14 protein-coding genes and 1 pseudogene are annotated in these 18,123 nt (G+C 62.4%); 6 read left to right on the top strand and 9 right to left on the bottom strand.

Going from position 1 to position 18,123, the window contains the following annotated elements:
- Window positions 1-78 precede the first annotated feature (78 nt).
- Window positions 79-1,536 (top strand): TolC family outer membrane protein, encoded by a 1,458-nt coding sequence (locus tag AC07PQ_RS03255; protein ID WP_493184451.1) that lies wholly within the window; start codon window positions 79-81, stop codon window positions 1,534-1,536.
- A 118-nt stretch (window positions 1,537-1,654) separates the two neighbouring features.
- The gene (locus AC07PQ_RS03250; protein ID WP_493184857.1) at window positions 1,655-5,224 is read left to right on the top strand and encodes a PAS domain-containing protein; all 3,570 of its coding nucleotides are present in this window, start codon (window positions 1,655-1,657) and stop codon (window positions 5,222-5,224) included.
- Here the strand turns inward: AC07PQ_RS03250 and AC07PQ_RS03245 are convergent.
- From AC07PQ_RS03245 to AC07PQ_RS03225, 5 genes are all read right to left on the bottom strand, one after another.
- Window positions 5,221-6,138: a LysR family transcriptional regulator gene (locus tag AC07PQ_RS03245; RefSeq protein ID WP_493184452.1), complete on the bottom strand. Its 918-nt coding sequence runs from the start codon at window positions 6,136-6,138 to the stop codon at window positions 5,221-5,223. The two genes, AC07PQ_RS03250 and AC07PQ_RS03245, sit on opposite strands and share 4 nt — an antisense overlap.
- A gap of 20 nt (window positions 6,139-6,158) precedes the next feature.
- Window positions 6,159-7,133: a response regulator gene (locus AC07PQ_RS03240; RefSeq protein ID WP_007930498.1), complete on the bottom strand. Its 975-nt coding sequence runs from the start codon at window positions 7,131-7,133 to the stop codon at window positions 6,159-6,161.
- A 93-nt stretch (window positions 7,134-7,226) separates the two neighbouring features.
- Window positions 7,227-8,303, bottom strand: coding sequence for a GGDEF domain-containing protein (locus tag AC07PQ_RS03235; protein WP_007930501.1), 1,077 nt, complete (start codon window positions 8,301-8,303; stop codon window positions 7,227-7,229).
- A gap of 107 nt (window positions 8,304-8,410) precedes the next feature.
- On the bottom strand, window positions 8,411-8,863 hold the full coding sequence (locus AC07PQ_RS03230) for a YccF domain-containing protein (protein ID WP_007930508.1): 453 nt from the start codon (window positions 8,861-8,863) through the stop codon (window positions 8,411-8,413).
- A gap of 67 nt (window positions 8,864-8,930) precedes the next feature.
- The gene (locus AC07PQ_RS03225) at window positions 8,931-10,697 is read right to left on the bottom strand and encodes a hypothetical protein (protein ID WP_007930510.1); all 1,767 of its coding nucleotides are present in this window, start codon (window positions 10,695-10,697) and stop codon (window positions 8,931-8,933) included.
- Window positions 10,698-11,060: 363 nt separating this feature from the next.
- On the opposite strand from AC07PQ_RS03225, the gene AC07PQ_RS03220 reads away from it, so the two are divergent.
- Window positions 11,061-11,816 carry a hypothetical protein gene (locus AC07PQ_RS03220; RefSeq protein WP_493184453.1) on the top strand — a complete coding sequence of 252 codons (756 nt, stop codon included), beginning with the start codon at window positions 11,061-11,063 and terminating at the stop codon, window positions 11,814-11,816.
- Between the two features lie 153 nt (window positions 11,817-11,969).
- Here AC07PQ_RS03220 and AC07PQ_RS03215 read toward each other — a convergent pair whose 3' ends face one another.
- Window positions 11,970-12,968 (bottom strand): bile acid:sodium symporter family protein, encoded by a 999-nt coding sequence (locus AC07PQ_RS03215; protein WP_007930514.1) that lies wholly within the window; start codon window positions 12,966-12,968, stop codon window positions 11,970-11,972.
- An 84-nt stretch (window positions 12,969-13,052) separates the two neighbouring features.
- Between AC07PQ_RS03215 and AC07PQ_RS03210 the strand changes: the two genes are divergently transcribed.
- The 3 genes from AC07PQ_RS03210 to AC07PQ_RS03200 all read left to right on the top strand — a co-directional run bounded on the left by AC07PQ_RS03210 (window position 13,053) and on the right by AC07PQ_RS03200 (window position 14,456).
- Window positions 13,053-13,841 (top strand): AraC family transcriptional regulator, encoded by a 789-nt coding sequence (locus tag AC07PQ_RS03210; RefSeq protein WP_062822800.1) that lies wholly within the window; start codon window positions 13,053-13,055, stop codon window positions 13,839-13,841.
- Between the two features lie 95 nt (window positions 13,842-13,936).
- Window positions 13,937-14,185, top strand: a complete 249-nt coding sequence (locus AC07PQ_RS03205; RefSeq protein ID WP_007930518.1) for a type II toxin-antitoxin system Phd/YefM family antitoxin — start codon at window positions 13,937-13,939, stop codon at window positions 14,183-14,185.
- Complete coding sequence (locus AC07PQ_RS03200) at window positions 14,175-14,456, top strand: type II toxin-antitoxin system RelE family toxin (RefSeq protein ID WP_007930524.1); 282 nt, start codon at window positions 14,175-14,177, stop codon at window positions 14,454-14,456. Before AC07PQ_RS03205 ends, AC07PQ_RS03200 begins: the two co-directional genes overlap by 11 nt.
- A gap of 186 nt (window positions 14,457-14,642) precedes the next feature.
- Here the strand turns inward: AC07PQ_RS03200 and AC07PQ_RS03195 are convergent, their stop codons facing one another.
- From AC07PQ_RS03195 to AC07PQ_RS03185, 3 genes and pseudogenes are all read right to left on the bottom strand, one after another.
- Window positions 14,643-16,292 (bottom strand): FMN-binding glutamate synthase family protein, encoded by a 1,650-nt coding sequence (locus tag AC07PQ_RS03195; protein ID WP_007930525.1) that lies wholly within the window; start codon window positions 16,290-16,292, stop codon window positions 14,643-14,645.
- Window positions 16,293-16,325: 33 nt separating this feature from the next.
- A pseudogene (locus AC07PQ_RS03190) lies at window positions 16,326-16,827 on the bottom strand (acyl-CoA thioesterase).
- 465 nt (window positions 16,828-17,292) lie between these two features.
- Complete coding sequence (locus tag AC07PQ_RS03185; protein ID WP_007930528.1) at window positions 17,293-18,084, bottom strand: class I SAM-dependent methyltransferase; 792 nt, start codon at window positions 18,082-18,084, stop codon at window positions 17,293-17,295.
- Window positions 18,085-18,123 lie beyond the last annotated feature (39 nt).

Below are 18,123 nucleotides of genomic sequence, written 5' to 3'. Positions count from 1 at the left end.
CACGCGGGAGCAACCACAGGAGGGGCGCCAAGCCTCTCCTGTCTCCTGGCCCACCTTGTTTGGAAACAGAAACAGACCATGACCAACCCCATGATTTCGCGGCAGCGAGCCCTTGCCGGCTGGCTGCCCGTCCTGCTATCGCTGGCCGCGTTGCCGGCGGCCTCCCTGGCGGTGGCCGCCGAACAGCCGCGCCAGGCCCTGCCCAGCGACCTGTGGCGGGTGTACCTGGATGCCCAGCACAACAACAGCGAGCTGGCGGCGGCCCGTGCCGACCAGGCCGCCCGCGCCGAGGCGGTGCCCCAGGCCCGGGCCGGGCTGCTGCCCACGCTGTCGGCCAGCGCCGAGCTGAATGGCACCAGCACTTCCCTGCAACAGCCACGGCAGGACACCCGGCGCAGCGGCACCAGCTACCAGGCGGTGCTGAACCAGCCGATCTTCCGTGCCGATCGCTGGTTCAGCCTCAAGGCCGCCGAAGCCGAGGACCAGCAGGCCCAACTGGAGCTGGCGGCAGCCGAGCAGAAACTGATGCTCGACAGCGCCCAGGCCTATTTCGGCCTGCTCAAGGCCCAGGACGCCCTGGCGGCGGCCAAGGCGGAAGAGGCGGCGCTCAAGCGCCAGCTGGAACTGGCCGAGAAGGGCTTGCAGCTGGGCCTGTCGGACCGTACCGATGTGCTCCAGGCCGAGGCCGGGCATGACACCGCGCGGGCCAACCGGATCGTCGCGCAGAAGCGCACCGACGATGCCTTTGAAGCCCTGGACACCCTGACGCACCAGCAATACGCGGCGATCCAGGGCGTGCGGCATGACATGCCGGTCTTGTTGCCCGAGCCCAACGATGCCCGGCGCTGGGTCGATACCGCGGTGCAGCAGAACCTGACCCTGCTGGCCAGCCAGCAAGCCCTGGATGCGACGCAGCAGACCCTCAGCGCGCGCAAGGCCGGGCACGCGCCGACCCTCGACGCGGTGCTGCGTTACCAGACCGGCGACAACGACAACCTGGGGTATGGCAACAGCGATATCCGTGGCAGCGGCTACGGCGGCAATGTCGAGCAGCGCTCCGTCGGCCTGCAGTTGAACATTCCGCTGTTCAGCGGCGGCCAGACCTCTTCCCAGGTGCGCGAGGCCCACCAGCGGATGAATCAGCGCGAGTACCTCAACGACAACCTGCGGCGCCAGGTGGTGGAGCAGACCCGCAACCTGCATCGCGGCCTCAACAGCGGCGTCGATCAGGTCAAGGCCCGGCGCCAGTCGATCATCTCCAACCAGGGCGCGGTGCTGGCCTCGCAACTGGGCTTCCAGGTCGGCACCCGCAATATCGTCGATGTGCTGGAAGCCCAGCGCCAGTTGTATAACGCCGTGCGCCAGTACAACGACAGCCGTTATGACTACATTCTCGACACCCTGCGGCTCAAGCAGTCGGTGGGAACCTTGTCGCCCCAGGACCTCAAGGCGCTTGGTAATTACCTCAAGGCCGACTACGATCCCGACCGCGATTTCCTGCCGCCGGAGTTTCCACGCCGGCTGGCGGCGCGTTGAGCTGTTTGTCAGGGCACAGGCGTATGCGCACGGGTTTATCAGGTAAAGGGGCGAGGTGTTGCACAGGCTAACCAACTTCTTCGACAGCCACAGACGGTGTTGCTACGCCCTGGGCGTGGTGCTCGCGGTCGGTGCCGCGGTGGCGCTGGGCAACTACTACCGCCTGCAGGTCGAGGACATCTACCAGGCCAGTATCGAGATGCAGACCCAGGAGTACGCGGCGGATCTGCAGCAGTGGAAGTCCGACGGTTTTGCCATTGGCGCGCTGTCGATCCTGGGGCGCTACAACCCCTCGCTGAAACGGGTGATCCTGGAGCGCGAGCCCTCGGCAGAATTGATGGCGCAGGCGGCGATCCCGTTGAAGACGCTGTCGATGGTGGTGGGCGCTAACCACGCCTTTGTCCTCAACCGCGACGGGGTGGTGGTGGCGGCCCACGATCACCAGGGCCAGGTGCCGCTGGGGCTGAATGTGGCCTTCCGGCCCTACTTCAAGGTGGCGCTCAACGGCGGCAGCAGCGTCTATGGCGCGATCAGCGTCACCACCGGCACCCGCATGTTCTACATGGCGGTCCCGGTCTACGAGTCGCGCACGCGCCAGGACCAGGTGATCGGGGTACTGGTGGCGCGTTTCGACGGCAAGATGCTCGACACCAGCCTGAGCAAGCAGTATGGCGACGACCTGAAAATGATCCTGTCGCCCAGCGGCGTGGTGCTGGCCGCCAGCACCCCGGATTTTCTGCTCAAGGCCGATCGCGCCTGGTCGCTGCGCGAATTCGGCGGCGAGATCCGCCGCCAGTTCGGCGACTACCCGTTCGCCCACGGGGTGCCCGAACGCTTGCCCTTCGATGTCCATCAGCCGCAGGTCAAGCTGGACGGCCGGCGCTACAGCCTGTCCCGGGCCGATTTCGACTGGAACGACCCCAGCGGTCCCTGGACCCTGGTCACCCTGGGCGACCTGGATACGGTGCTGCCGGCCGAGCAGGTGCTGCTGATCAAGGGCTTGAGCGCCGTGGTGTTCCTGCTGTTGCTGTGGGGCGGCCTGCGGCGCCTGGCCGATGCCCGGCGGCACAAGGCCGACGTGGCGCGGATCGAGCAAAGCGAGCGACGCCTGGACATGGCCCTGCAAAGCGGCGCGCTGGGGCTGTGGGACTGGAACGTCAGCCTGGGGATCGTCATCAACAACGATGTCTGGCTGCGGATCCTCGGCTACAGCAAGGAGGAGCTGGACCAGACCTTCGGCAATGGCCTGGATCGCTGGGCCTGCCTGGTCCATCCCCAGGACCATGAGCCGGTCATGGCCAGGCTCAGGGCGCACCTGAACAACGAAGTCGAGGAGTACCGCGCCGAGTACCGCATGCGCAGCAAAAGCGGGCGCTGGTTGTGGGTGCTGGACATCGGCCGGGTCATGCAGCGCGATGCCCATGGCACGCCGACGCGGGTCACCGGCGTGCTGCAGGACATCACCCAGGCAGTCGAGGTGCAGCAGTCGATCGTCGACAGCCAGACCAAGTTGCAATCGATGATCGCCAACATTCCGGGGGTGGTGTTTCGCAGCCTGCCGGACGCCTCGCGGACCATGGTGTTCGTCAGCGAGGCCATCGAGGGCCTGAGCGGTTTTGCGGCGGCGCATTTCCTCGCCGGGCACAGCTATCGCGACCGGGTCCACCCCGACGACCTGGAGATTTTCGCCGGCTGCCTGGGCAGCGCCAGCTACATGCTCGAATACCGGATCATCACCGCCAGCCAGGAGGTGCGCTGGGTCTACGACAAGGGCCAGACCATTGTCGTGGACGGGGTGCCGCAGTACCTGGACGGGGTGATTTTCGACATCAGCGAGCGCAAGGCGGTGGAAGCCCAGGTCCAGCAATCGCGGCGCGACGCCGAGCTGGCGACCCAGGCCAAGTCGGAGTTTCTCGACAGCATGTCCCATGAAATCCGCACGCCGCTGAACGCGATCATCGGCATGGCCCACCTGGTGCAGGACATGCCCCTGGAGCGGGTGCAGCGCGACTACATCGAGAAGATCGACCGCGCGGCGCGCAACCTGGTGGGCACCATCAATGGCGTGCTCGACCTGTCGAAGATCGAAGCCGGCAAGCTGAGCATGGAGCAGGTCTGCTTCGACCTGCGCGAGCTGGTGGACGATGTGTTGCTGCTGGTGCGCCAGCGCGCGGAAGAACAGGCGCTGCAGCTGCGCCTGGACATTCCGGCCCTGCTGCCGCGCAGCTATGTCGGCGATCCGCTGCGCCTGGCCCAGGTGCTGACCAACCTGGTGGACAATTCGATCAAGTTCACCGAGGCCGGCCATGTGTGCATCGGCGTGTGCCTGGTGCGCCAGTGGAACGACAAGGCCCTGCTGTGCTTCAGCGTCACCGACACCGGGGTGGGCATCAGCGACGAGCAGCAGGCGCGGCTGTTCAATGCCTTTGTCCAGGCCGACCTGTCGATCAGCCGGCGTTACGGCGGCAGCGGCCTGGGGCTGACCATCTCGAAAAAAATCGTGCAGATGATGCAGGGCGACATCTGGGTGCACAGCAAGCCGGGGCAGGGCGCAGTGTTCAAATTCACCGTGCAGTTGAACGTGCCGCAACAGCGGCCGCAGGCGTTGCCCGCGGCGAGTTGCAGCGCGCCGGCCACGCCATCGGTGGCCGGCGCGGCGGGGCTGTGCACGGTCAACGACTATGCGCGGTTGCTGGCGGGGACGCGGGTGCTGGTGGTCGAGGACAACCGGCTGAACCAGGATGTGTTGCAGGGGCTGCTGCAGCGCGCCGGGGTCCAGGTGGTGCTGGCCGCCAACGGCGCCGAGGCCTTGCAGCGGTTGCTCGAGGACGGGCGCTTCGACGGGGTGCTGATGGATTGCCAGATGCCGGTCATGGACGGCTACGGCACCACGCGCAAGATCCGCGGTTACCCGCACCTGCGCTCGCTGCCGATCATCGCGGTGACCGCCAGCAGCCAGGCCGATATCCAGGGCCGGGTGCTGGCCGCCGGCATGAGCGACCTGGTGAGCAAGCCGCTGGAGGTCACGGCCTTCTATCGGACCCTGGTGCGCTGGATCAAGCACCTAGAACTGCCACCGGGGGAGATTGCGACAAGCCTGCCCAGCGCCGTCTCGACCCCGAGCTACGAGGGCATCGACTCGGCGCTGGGGCTGGCGGTGGTGAACCAGGACCTGGCGCTGCACCAGAAGCTGCTGGCGGATTTTCGCGATGACCAGCAGCAGGTCATCGAGCGCCTGTGGCTGGCCCACGCCGCCGAGGACTTGCAGGCCATCGGCTTTCTGGCCCACAGCCTGCAAGGGGCGGCCGGCAACATTGGCGCCACCGCGGTCCGGCAGGCCGCCAGGCAACTGGAGGAGCAATGTGTCGGGCAGGCCGACCTGGTGCCCTTGATCCGCCAGCTGGCGCGGTGCCTGGAACCGCTGCTGGCCGGCCTGGTGGGCTTGCCAACGGCGGGTGCCGAGCCTCCGGTCCGGGAGAACGAGGCACTGGGCACTGAGCAGCTGTTAAAACTGGAGCGGCTGGCCAAGCTGCTGCACAACCATAATGCGCAGGCCCTGGCGCTGATCGATGAGCTGTGTGAGCAGAGCCGTAGCGGCGCCCTGCGGGCGATTCAGGAGCGGATCTACCGGCTGGAGTTCCAGCAGGCTTATGCGCTGCTGGTCGAGTTGCGCGCGGCCCAGGGCTAGCGCGCGGCGCGGGTCAGTTCGAGGTAGCGGGCCATCCGGTCCGTGCAGTGCTCCACCAGGCACTGGTGCAGGGCCCGCAGCGACTCGGTGATTTGCGAGCGGTGCGATACCACCAGGCTCAGCGGCGCGGCGTCGGCCTGCCAGCCGGGGAGCAGGGGCAGCAGGCGCCCGGCGAGCAGGTCCTCGACCACGTTCAACAGCGGCAGGTAGACCACGCCGTGGCCGGCCACCGCCCAGCGCCGCGCGGCATCGCCATCGTCGCAGCAGAAATGCCCCTGTACCCGCACGTCCTCGACCTGGCCCGGCGCATGGAAACGCCAGCGGCTCTCTGGCCGGCCAATGCTGTGGCAGATGATGCACTCGTGCTCGCTCAGCTGTTCCGGCGATTCGGGCGTGCCATGTTCGGCCAGGTAGCCGGGCGCGGCGCAGGCGATGAAGTGGTGCTGCTTGAGCACCGGCAGTTCGACCAGGTCCAGCGCCAGGCTTTTGCCGTAGCGCAGCGCCGCGTCGAAGCGGCCCTTGAGCAGGTCCTCTTCCTTGTCGCTCAGGGCCAGCTTGATATACAGCCGCGGGCGTTCCTGCTTGAGCCGGGCGAGCAGGTCCAGCAGCAGGTTGCGGCCCAGGTCGGAAGACACCGTGAGCTCCAGCATGCCGTCGTCGTGGGTCAACGAGCGCTTGCCGTTGGCCAGGATCTTCAGGGCGTGCTGCGCGCTTTCCAGGTAACGCACGCCTTCGGGGGTGAGTTTCAGGGTGCGGGTGGAGCGGGTGAACAGGCGCACGCCGAGACGGTTTTCCAGGCGCTTGAGCGCCAGGCTGGCGGCGGCCGGGGTGATCGACATGATGCGCGCCGCGGGCGACAGGCCCTGCAGCTCGGCAATCAGCACGAACAGTTCCAGGTCGGCGAGGTTAGGCATGGGCAAGGCTCACTGTCCGTTCACAGGCCGAAAAAGCTCTGTGACGAACTCAGCAAGGCCGCCGAGAGCGACGCCGGGCCGCAGGCGATGCATTGCTCGAACCCCGGCTGTTCATACATCCGCGCCATGGCCTGGGCGTGCCGGCCGGGAAGGTCGCCGCCGGGTTGCAGCAGGCTCAGGTGGTAGTCCAGCGCCAGGGCGAACAGGCGGGCCGAGAGCGGGAGATCGAGGCTTGCCGGGCTGCGGTCGCCCTGGAGCAGCGCCTCGGCATGGGTGATTTTCCAGGCGAGGTTGAGGATGCGGTCTTCCGGGTCGGCGTGGGCGAGAATCTCTTCGATCAGCACCCGGCTGTGGGCCAGGGCCTGGCCGATGCTGCCGCCGGGCTGGTTGAGGCCCATCAGGGCCAGGCAGGCGGCGCTGCGAAACGCCGCGGGGTCGCTCTGGGTCACACCGCTGTCGAGCAGGATCGACAGGGTGTCGAGCAGCGCCTCGAGGCGGATCCGTGGGTTGCCGGCCAGCTGCAAGGCCAGGGCGCCGACGAAGCCGTCGCGCATGTCGCTGCCGGCCGAGGGCTCGGCCGCCGGTTGCGGGCTGTGCAGGGGTTTGTCGCGGTAACCCAGTTGTGTCGCCACCCGGGCCAGCACCACCGGCGGCGAAATCGGCTTGGCGATGTAGTCGGCGGCGCCGAGCAGCAGGCCCAGGCGCTCGTCTTCGACGCTGCTGCGCGAGGTCAGGAAAATCACCGGAATGGCCGCGGTCGCCGGGTGGCTCTTGAGTTCGCTGAGAACCTGGAAACCGTCCATCTCGGGCATCAGGATGTCGAGGATGATCAGGTCGGGGCTGGCGCTGCGCGCCAGTTCCAGGCCACGCTCGCTGTTCTTCGCCAGCAGCACTTCGTATTCGGTCGTCAGGGTATTGGAGAGCACGATCAACGACTGCGGGTCGTCGTCGATCGCCAGGAGGGTGTAGGGTTTGGGGACGTGCTCTGCGGGCATGGCGCAAGTGCCTGAACAAGATAGGACGGCAGTCTATCTTATTTGACCCGGTGGTCGCGCTGGTGCATTGCCGCAGGCCGTGCTGCGCAGCCGTCACTGATGAAAGGTATAACGATCCTTCCCCGTATGTTTTGACCGATACAGCGCCCGGTCGGCCTTGACCAGCGCCTGGTTCAGGCTGTCGCTGTCCTCCACCCGGGCCAGGCCGATGCTGATGGTCACCGGGTGCCGGCCCGGTGCTTCGCGTACTGTCCGGCACAGGCTGGCGGCCAATTGCTCGACGTCGTCACGATGCACCCCGGACAGGTAGATGGCGAACTCCTCGCCCCCCAGGCGCGCATAGTCGAAGTCGGCCATGACCGCCTTGATATCCGCGGCCACACGCTTGAGCACTTCGTCGCCGATATCGTGGCCGTACACATCGTTGACTGTCTTGAAGTTGTCGACATCGATCATCGCCAGGTAGTGGTCGTGCCGCCGTGGCAGGGTTTCCAGGCGCTCGCTGGCCTGGGCCATGAACGAACGCCGGTTGGGGATACCGGTCAACGTATCGTTGTAGGCCTGCTCCAGCAGCAGCTTGGACATGATGTAGTTGTGCAGCTTGGCCTGGCGCAGGCGCAGAAAGCTGTAGTAGATCAACGAGGTCAGAAACGTCGTATAGAGCAGCGTCAGGGGGGCCCTGGAATCGAATATCGAGATTTCGGTCAGGTAAAACGGATTGAGGATGCTCCAGGTGATCAGCACGCAGATGAAGAACGACCGGCGACTCAAGGGCAGTGCCGAGGCGCTGTAGAGCATGTTGGATGCGGCGAGGATCAGCCATCCGTACTGGAAGTCCGTGGGCAACTGCGTGATCACCAGGCGCAGCGCCAGGGTGAGGACCAGGACGAAGCTCAGGTTGATCCACTGGAAGTGCCGGGCCTGGCGAGCGATAGCCAGCAGGAGGGTAAGAACGCTCAGCGTCGCCAGCAGCAGCCCTGATTGGAGCGTGAACCCCTGGCCGTCGCGAAAACTGACGGTCAGATTGACGGTCAGCCAGATGCCGATGCTGGCGATATAGACAAACAGGCAAAAACTGCGCAAGCGCTCGAAGTCATGTTGGACGAACTCCTTTCTGAAAGCAGGTGTAGTGGTCTGGTTCAGCACTTGCGCTTCAATGGTCTTGAACATTGCAGGCTCTGGGCGTGAGGGGCAGGCAAGCGACTGGCCCGATGGGGAAAGCAGGGATCGTAACGGGCCGGGAACCTCTACCCTCCCGGGGTTTCGAAATCGCTCGGTTACCGCTGTTTCAACGCAGTCTCCTGGGCATTGAACTGCCGCGCGGCGGCCACGACATCCTTGCTCACGATGGTCTTGCCGATCGGCGCCAGGGCGATGCCCGCCAGTTTCAGGTGCTGGATGCCGAAGGGAATGCCGATCACGGTGATAAAGCATAGCAGCGCCGACATCAGATGCCCCAGCGCCAGCCAGATCCCGCCGAACACGAACCAGATCACGTTGCCGATCACCCCCAGGCCGCCGGTACCGATATCGTCCTTGTTGTTCAGCTCGCGACGGCTGATCGCTTCCTTGCCGAACGGAAAGAACGAGAACGCGCCGATCACGAAACAGGCCCGGCCCCAGGGAATGCCGACGATGCTGATAAAGGCCAGGATGCCCCACAGCCACCAGCACAGGCCCATGAAAATGCCGCCGAGGATAAACCAGAGAAAGTTGCCGATGGCGCTCATGTGAAGCTTCCTTGTTGGGTCCATTCAATGTTCGAGACAGCGGGGCATTGTGTGGCCTGGCGGCTCATTATTCATTGTTTCTTTTGCGTATCAGTCCGGATGCCATGCCTACCAGTACCAGGCTGATGCCCCAGCCGATAAGGGTCTGGATCCATGCCAGCAAGCGTGTCACGTGCCCCCAGGTAAAGTTGTCGAACTCTTCCAGCGGGTCCTTCTTGGGGGTAGGCGTCATCGGCCCCCACGACTTTTCCTGTTGCAGGTCAATCAGTGGCAGCAGGATATCCAGCGAATATCCCAATGGGCTGAACCCGGTGTACTCACCGCGAAGCACCTCGCAGGTGTACCAATTGCCGGCGCCCTCGGGTTTTTCGGGCTGGGGTTCGGGCTTTGAAGGAAAACGCCTGGCCCAGGCGGCCTTATGTTCGGGCTGGCAGGTGAGATAGTCGTCGTGTTGAAAAACCACGGGGTCGCTCGGGGCGAAGACCGCTTGCTCCAAGGCCACATACCAATAAAAGGCCGCCCAAGATAACCAGGTTAAAAAGAAGAACAGAACCAGGCGCATTGGCTTGTAACCGAAGCCGAGCAGAATACCGTACAGATGATGCACCAACGTAGGGTGGGGGCCTATGGTCGAACGACCGGCTAGGCCAGCCTTGTGCAATCGACGTTCAAGTTCCATGCCGAGTTGGTTGGCTTCCTCCGTACGCCCCATCTCCTCAAACACTTTCTGTATCTGTTGCCAGGGTTGTTTCTTGAACTGACTGGCTACTCCCTTTTTTTCGTCGGTTCCTGCATCTCTTGGGTTCTGTTTATCGAGCCACTGGATGCGATCCCGTGCTGTCAGTGGTCTGCTCGTTAACAAATTGTTGTAGGTAAACCTGCTTAGATACAGGCGATCGCCCCAGGAGTCGGGAGAGTCATTCAGAGTTTTGACATTAGCATCGGTAAGAATCACCCAGTCCAGTGGTGTCTCCAGTTTTGTGAGGCGCAATTCTTGCTCGACCTGGAGATTTCTTGCTGATAACGAGGCTCCTTTTTTTCCTTGCAGGCTAGCCCCCGTGAGGCTCAAGGTTCCTGCGATACGAGCATTGGTAAGACGAACGGTACCCTCTGATTTAAAGCCTGGAGACAGGAATACACCACCTCTGGTGGTGGAGTCGGTGATGTTTAAGGTTATCCGATCCATACAGCGGAAATAGCTGTTCTGGATGATTAGCTGATTGTTGAGGGTTGCCCCGCAGAATCGAACTTCACCGATAGCCTGGAAATCGTCTTGTAAACGCACACTGCCCTCGATTATCGCCCGATCTGCGGTGAAGGCGATTCCGTCGGGACCATTGAGCTGGCTACCTCTGCATAGCAGTGATCCACCAATTCTTGAATCTCGCAGGTTGATGGTTTCGGAGGAGACCACTTTGTCGAAACACAATATTCCATCAATCGAAAGCAGCGTCGCAGAGAAACCACGTAGCGCGCTGTGAGACAGGTCGATAAGACCTCGTACTCGTGCGTTTGCCAGTAGAATTTTTTCTGCGAATCGACAGTTACGGAGTTTTAAGTTGCTGGCTATAGTCGCCGACTTTAGATTAAGAACTCCTTCAATGCAGGCCCCACTCAGCAAAATGCCACTTTCGTGAATCTTGACGTTATGGTCCCCACCCAGAATCAAGAAGCGCAGGAACTTAGCACGAATGCTGTTTTGCTTTGTCGCTTCGATCGGGGTGTTTTTATCGAGCCGGGTGAGTTGGCCCAAGGTGCAGCGTGCGAGCAGTTTTTCTTCTGCTTCTCGTAACGGCAGGAAGTGTTCGAGAAGACGACCTTGTACAGCGCTCATTGAGTCATCTCTTTTGTTGATGCAGCACAAGGTACGAGTGGGGAACGCATAAAAACTTCCATGTAGGATCACTGATCGGAAAATAAGTGGCATTATGCCATCTTCTTGTTGGCCCAGACAAAAGCAAAAATCCTCACGCTTTGACGGAGCAACCGCTTGATATTCCTGTAGATCGGCGTCGTCCGATCGACATAGTGATCGACGATGGTTGCTGAGCTGAGTACTAAATAGTGCGCGCTTCAATCGTTAGTGACGTAACGCACTGAGTCTTGTGTCCCCACGCTACTTGCCTGTTCAGCTGAGAGTTTCGAACAAATGGAATTGAGCCTGTCGTCCAGTCCATCGCGCGTTATCGCATCCCGGATGGCGCTACCGTTGATCCTGGCCAGCCTGTTGTCCCTGGCCGGTTGCCAGACGCCAAAAAGCACCGCGCCGGCCCTTCAGACCACGGCAGAAGCATCGCTACAGCAGAACGCCCGGGCCTTCAGCGATCAGTTCAGGGCCTTGATGGTGCGCAATGCCTTTGCCGCCAACAGCCAGGCGTTGGTAGGGACAGTGGATCTGGTGGTGAAGATCGATCGCCAGAACGAGCTGCGCAGTTGCGAGATCCAGCCCAACGCCCATCTGGCGCCGGTCCCGGCCCTGGAAAGCCTGGCCAGGCAAGTGTGCTGGGACAGCCTGTTTCCCAAGGTGCCGGTCGAAATGTACGGAACCGAGGAGGAGATGGTGATAGTCGCGCCGCTGGTATTTCCGCCCCTCGACGAGCCCGAATCTGAGCGTCAGTGGCGAGCGCGGACGGTCCAGGCTTATGCGCAAAGCCGCTTCTTCTGGACCCAGGCCCTGGGCAAGCAGCCCGTCGACAGCATTGGCAAGGCCCATGTGCGCTTTGTCGCCAATGCCCAGGGGCAGGTGCAGGAGTGCCTGGTCAACCTCGATCCGGTTGCCGAGCGGCGGGACGCTTTCAAGCTGGACAGCAACCTGCAGGCGCGCCTGACTGCGCAGTGCAAGCAGCTGAACCTGCGGCAGATGCCTGGCTTCAAGGTGGATGACAAGGGGCTGGCGCGGGGCAGTGTGCTGGTGGAATACGCGCCGTGGAAAGGCGGTCAGAAATACAACTGACCGCCGTCACAGGGATCTGTAGGAGGAGCCGCTCGACCCTCGATGGCTTGCGATCAGCGAAGCTGAGGCGGTCAGGCGCAGCGCGTTTTCGTTGACGATTTATCGCGAGCAAGCTCGCTCCTACAAAGGCGACATGCAGTTCAGGAGCCGCACTCAGGGATCGACTTGGGCCATCAGCTCCGGGATCGATTCCGGGCGTTTCGCGTAACGCTGGGCCAGCACCGCGCAGACCATCAGCTGGATCTGGTGGAACAGCATCAGCGGCAGGATCAGCACGCCCATGGTGCTGCCGGCGAACAGCACCTGGGCCATGGGCACGCCGGTGGCCAGGCTTTTCTTCGAACCGCAGAAGAGGATGGTAATGCGGTCTTCCTGGTTGAAGCCGAACAGCTTGCTCAGCAGGCTGGAGGCCAGCAGCGCCAAGGCCAGCAGCACGCAGCAGGCCAAGACCAGCCCGCCCAGGTTCCACAACGGAATCTGGTGCCAGATGCCTTCGTTCACCGCCTCGCTGAAGGCGCCGTAGACCACCAGCAGGATCGAGCCCTGGTCGACGAATTTCAGCCAGTTCTTGTTGCGCCCGACCCAGGCGCCGATCCAGCGGCGGGCGATCTGCCCGGCGATGAAGGGCAGCAGCAATTGCACGCTGATCTTGACGATGGCATCCACGGTCGAGCCGGCATCGCCGTGTACATTCAGCAGCAGGGTCACCAGCAGCGGCGTGAGGAAAATCCCGAACAGGCTGGACGCCGCGGCGCTGCAGATCGCCGCCGGCACGTTGCCCCGTGCCAGCGAAGTGAAGGCAATCGCCGACTGCACGGTGGCGGGCAGGGCGCAGAGGTAGAGCATGCCCAGGTACAGCTCGTTACCGATCAGCGGCGACAGCAGCGGCTTGAGCGCCAGGCCCAGCAGCGGGAACAGCACGAAGGTCAGGCTGAAGATCAGCAGGTGCAGGCGCCAGTGGCCGGCCCCGGCGATGATCGCCTCGCGCGACAGCTTGGCGCCGTGGAGGAAGAACAGCAGGGCGATGGCGGCGTTGGTCAGCCAGCCGAAGCCTAGCGCCACCTGGCCGCTGGCGGGCAGGAAGCTGGCCAGCAGCACCACGCCGATCAGGGTCAGGGTGAAATTGTCGGGCAAAAGACGTGAGCGACTCATAATGGGACCATCCAAGGGTTGCCAGAGCGGTTGGCCGACTCTAACGTGATGATGGACTGCCGACTAACGCCAATGAGCCAGTAAATGCCGCCTAAAGGACATGAAAAGATCGTCCGCCGCAGTATTCCCGGTCTGCCGAGCTTGCCTCGACCGGTGTACGGGCGCACCGAATCCCTGCCTAACCGGGCGCTGACCCGGCGCCACAGCCACCCCTGGGTGCAATTGTCCTACGCCATCCAGGGCGTGCTGGAAGTGCAGACCAGCGCCGGGCGTTTCATCGCCCCGCCGCAGCGGGCAGTGTGGATTCCCGCTGGCATGCCGCACAAGGTGTTCAGCTCGCCGCGTACTGAAATGCGCAGCCTGTACCTGGATTGCCGTGTCACCGCCTGGGCCGGCGAAACCTGCCAGGTGCTGGCGGTGAGCAGCCTGCTGCGCGAATTGATCCGCGCCTTCAGCGAGCTGCCGGTGGAATACGCCGAAGATGGCGCCGACGGGCGTCTGGCCCAGGTCCTGCTGGATCAACTGGCCGCCGCGCCGCAACTGGACTTGATGCTGCCGTTGCCCCAGGACCCGCGCCTGCGGCAGATCTACCGCAGCCTGCAAGCGCACCCGGACCAGCCGACCACCCTGGGGCAGTGGAGCGAGAAACTGGGGGTGACGGAGAAAACCCTGAGCCGCCTGTTCCTGCGGGACACCGGCCTGACCTTCCGCGCCTGGCGCCAGCGCTTGCGCCTGCTGGGCGCCCTCACGCCCCTGGAGAACGGCGAGCGGGTGACGGACGTGGCGCTGGCCTGCGGCTACGACTCGACCTCGGCGTTCATCGCGGCGTTCCGCCAGCAGTTCGACGCCACGCCCGGGGAGTTTTTTCGCTAGCGCTTTCTTCTGATACTTCTGGTCTGCTCTCAAGGTACTTGTCTGCACAAAGGTGCTATTTTGAGTGCTCTTAACAGCACTCATGAGAGCACTCCATGACCCATGTCCTTCTGTCCAACGTCGTTGCGAGCATTTCCGAACTCAAGAAAAACCCCATGGGCACTGTTGCGGCCGGTGGCGGCTCCTCCGTGGCCATTCTCAATCGCAACGAACCGGCGTTTTACTGCGTTCCGGCCAAGGAATACGAAGCCATGATGGAGCGCCTGGAAGACATGGAACTGCTCGCCTTGTGCCGTGAGCGAGAGAACGACCCGACCGTCAGGGTTTCGCTCGATGACTTATGAGCTGGAGTTCTCCGAGAAAGCCTGGAAGGAATGGCAAAAGCTGGGTCCCACGCTGAAAGAGCAATTCAAGAAGAAGCTGCAGGAACGCCTCGTCAACCCCCATGTCCCGGCCGATCGCCTGAGCGGTTTGGGCAATGCCTACAAAATCAAACTGCGCACGGCTGGCTACCGTCTGGTGTATCGGGTGGTGGATGAGGTGTTGGTGGTGACGGTCATTGCTGTGGGCAAGCGGGAGCGGGGGAGTGTCTATCAGCAAGCCAGGAAGCGTTAGCCGGCCAGGAGAGCTTCAAGACGCCGCCCAGGCTGTGCGCAATCTAGCCGCTGCCGCAGGCTGCGATCGGGCGCTTGCGCCCGGCACGATCCGGCTTCTGGAGTGCACTGGCGTCGGTGGCCGCCCCTCAACCCTGGACTTTGTACCCGTCATCCAGCGCGAACGGCCACTTCGTCATGCAAAAAACTAAGCCGGCGTCAGCCGCTCGGCCCTGGACGGCGCGGCCACGGCCAGTGGCGCGAAGCTGTGGGGTTGGGCCATGTTCCACATGCGCGCGTAGAACTCCGAACTGATGGGGCGTTGCAGCAGCTCGCCGGGTTCGAGGAACACGTGGATCTGCGAGAACAGCCGGACCTCGGTGGTGGTCAGGCGCCGTACCAGGTGCTTGGCCTGCAACTGCGCCGGGTGGTCGAGGCCGGCGGCGCTGAGCATCTCGCCGAGGGCGACCAGGGTGTTGCGATGGAAGTTGTGCACCCGCTCGGCCTTGTCCGTGACCTGCAGCGCTTTCTGGCGCAGCGGGTCCTGGGTGGCGACGCCGGTGGGGCATTTGTTGGTGTGGCAGCTTTGCGACTGGATGCAGCCGATGGCGAACATGAAACCGCGCGCGGCGTTGACCCAGTCGGCGCCGATGGTCAGCACGCTGGCGATGTCGAAGGCACTGACCACCTTGCCGCTGGCGCCCAGCTTGATCTGCGAACGCAGGCCGGCGCCGACCAGGGTGTTATGCACGAACAGCAGGCCCTCGCGCATGGGCATGCCGATGTTGTCGGTGAACTCGCGAGGCGCGGCGCCGGTGCCGCCTTCCTTGCCGTCGACCACGATAAAGTCCGGCTGGATGCCGGTCTCGAGCATGGCCTTGACGATGGCCATGAACTCCCAGGGATGACCCACGCAGAACTTGAAGCCCACCGGCTTGCCACCGGACAGGTTGCGCAGCTTGACGATGAATTCCAGCAGTTGCATGGGCGTGCTGAACTCCGAGTGCCGCGCCGGCGACACGCAGTCATGGCCCATCTGCACGCCACGGGTCTTGGCGATTTCGGCGGTGACCTTGTGCTTGGGCAGGATGCCGCCATGCCCCGGCTTGGCGCCCTGGCTGAGCTTGATCTCGATCATCTTCACCTGCGGATGGCTGGCCTGCTCGGAGAAGCGCTGGGCATCGAAACGGCCGTCCAGGGTGCGGCAACCGAAGTAGCCGCTGCCGATTTCCCAGATCAGGTCGCCGGCGAATTCCTGGTGATAGGGGCTGATGCTGCCTTCCCCGGTGTCGTGGGCGAAGCCACCGAGCCTGGCGCCTTTGTTCAGGGCGCGGATGGCGTTGGCGCTCAGCGCGCCGAAGCTCATGGCCGAGATGTTGAACACCGAGGCGCTGTAGGGCTGCAGACAGTCCGGCCCGCCCACCACCACGCGGAACTGGCTGGGGTCGCAGGCATCGCCCGGGACCATGGAGTGGCTGATGAATTCGAAGCCGGGCTGATAGACGTCGGCCAGGGTGCCAAAGGCCTTCTCCGCGGGCTGGTTCTTGGCGCGGGCGTAGACCATCGAACGCTGCGAGCGGGAGAAGGGCAGCTTCTCGTCGTCGCCTTCCAGCAGGTACTGGCGGATCTCCGGGCGAATCGACTCGATCAGGTAGCGGATATTGCCGATGATCGGATAGTTGCGGCGCACCGCATGGTGGCTTTGCAGCAGGTCGTTGAGGCCGACCAGGCTGAGCACCCCGGCCAGCACGATCAGCCCCTGGCCCCAGAGGCTGGCGGGCCAGAACAACAGGCCGAACAAGGTAAGGGCAAGGCAAAGGATCAGGGTCGCGTAGCGACTGAGCAGCGATATCTTCATGGTCGTTCCTTGGGCAAATCGCAAGACATGGGTTCAGGCGGGCAGGGCGGGCTCAATCCGAGTTGCGGATCTGCCGATAGCGCTCCTGCAGCTCCTGGCGCTGCTGTTTGCGCAGCAAACCCTGGGCGTAGCGGCGTTGTTCGGTGGCGGTTTCCGGCACGAAGGCGCGCACCGGGTGCGGGCGCCCGTCGGGGTCGACGGCGACCATGGTGAAGTAGCAACTGTTGGTGTGGCGCACCGTGCGTTCGTGGATGTTCTCGGTCATCACCTTGACCCCGACCTCCATCGAGGTGCGCCCGGTGTAATTGACCGAGGCGAGGAAGGTCACCAATTCGCCGACATGGATCGGCTCCTTGAAGATCACCTGATCCACCGACAGCGTGACCACATAGCGCCCGGCATAGCGCTTGGCACAGGCGAAGGCCACCTCGTCGAGCAGCTTCAGCAGGGCGCCGCCGTGCACGTTGCCGGAGAAATTGGCTTTGTCGGGCGTCATGAGCACGCTCATGCTCAATTGATAACTGCCTGGTTCCATGGGTGACCTCATCAGTAATCGATGCTGTCCGCATAGGCAGGCTAGAGCCCCGCGGACAGTATTTGGCTGGAGATCGGAGGGTAATAAGAAGTCTTGATAGTTAGCTAGCTATCTTTTGCAATGAGCTGTTGTGGGGATTGCAATAATGAGTGGGGAGGGGGCGATACCTAGCGCTTGTTATTCAACGGTGAGTCGCTTTGGTTGCAGTCAGGGCTAACAACCCTGCCGAGTTCACGCGCATGGGTAGCAGATTCGTTCACGCCTATCGGTAATACCGCGAACTCTGTAGCCGCTGCCGCAGGCTGCGATCAGGCGCTTGCGCCTGCCAAACCTGATCCACGACTTGAACGACTGTTTCTTTGCATGACACCGACCTGTAGGAGCGAGCTGGCTCGCGATAGCGTCCGTGCTGGCGCTGCCGTTTTTTGGACGGTGTCATAGGTAGCCAAAGAATCGAATACAGGGTCAATAATGATAACGACGGATTGCTTGTTCAAGACGGAATTCCGTCTTCGGAGGATTGTCCACGAGCCGCGCAACAATGAAGAGCTTATCGACATCATCGACCATGTGTCGCATGTAACAGTTGACCATTCGATAGCGTTCTATGGCGAAATAGGTGTTCATTATTTTGATTTTTTCGTCCATATCACCGTCATCGCCTACGTTGCCAGCACCTGGCCCGAAAACATTGTGGCTTTCAAACAGTAGGTAGCCACCCGGCTTTAGAAACGACACCAGGCGCTTCATGTAGTTTTCAAACCCCATATTGAGGTTGCCATCAATGGTGTGATGATTGGAAAACGACAGCACCACATCAAATTTTTTATCTGTGGCAAATACCGAAAAATCGCTTTCTATAAACTCTATATTGTCGCGCTTCAAATAACGCGCGGTATCCTTTGCCACTTTATTGAGAAAAGGGTTGAGTTCGACGGCTGTCACGGATTTTGCCAGTCGCGAACAATAAGCTGAGACAAAACCGCAGTTGCTGCCGATGTCCAGTACGTCAGCGCCCTTCAATTCTTCATCGATGGCGTATTGCTTGAACCGAAAGCCCGTAGGCTTCAGGCCTGTGATTCCCAGTTCTTCCAAGCCCTGATAGAAATATCCTTGGCTGTATTGTTGCTTCTTTGGCCAGTTCTTCTGCTGCTCCTTCAAATGCCCTCGCAAACGTTTCTGGATGAAAAGCGTGCCTTTGAAGAGCCCCTTCCAGAAATCAAAAAATGAAAGCCTGACGCTGTATGGAATTTCCATTGATAACCCTGAAATAAGACGTCGATACTGGTGGTCCTT

It is taken from the genome of Pseudomonas sp. GW821-FHT09E12, from assembly GCF_059416085.1.
This window is presented reverse-complemented; position numbering and strand designations above follow the sequence as displayed.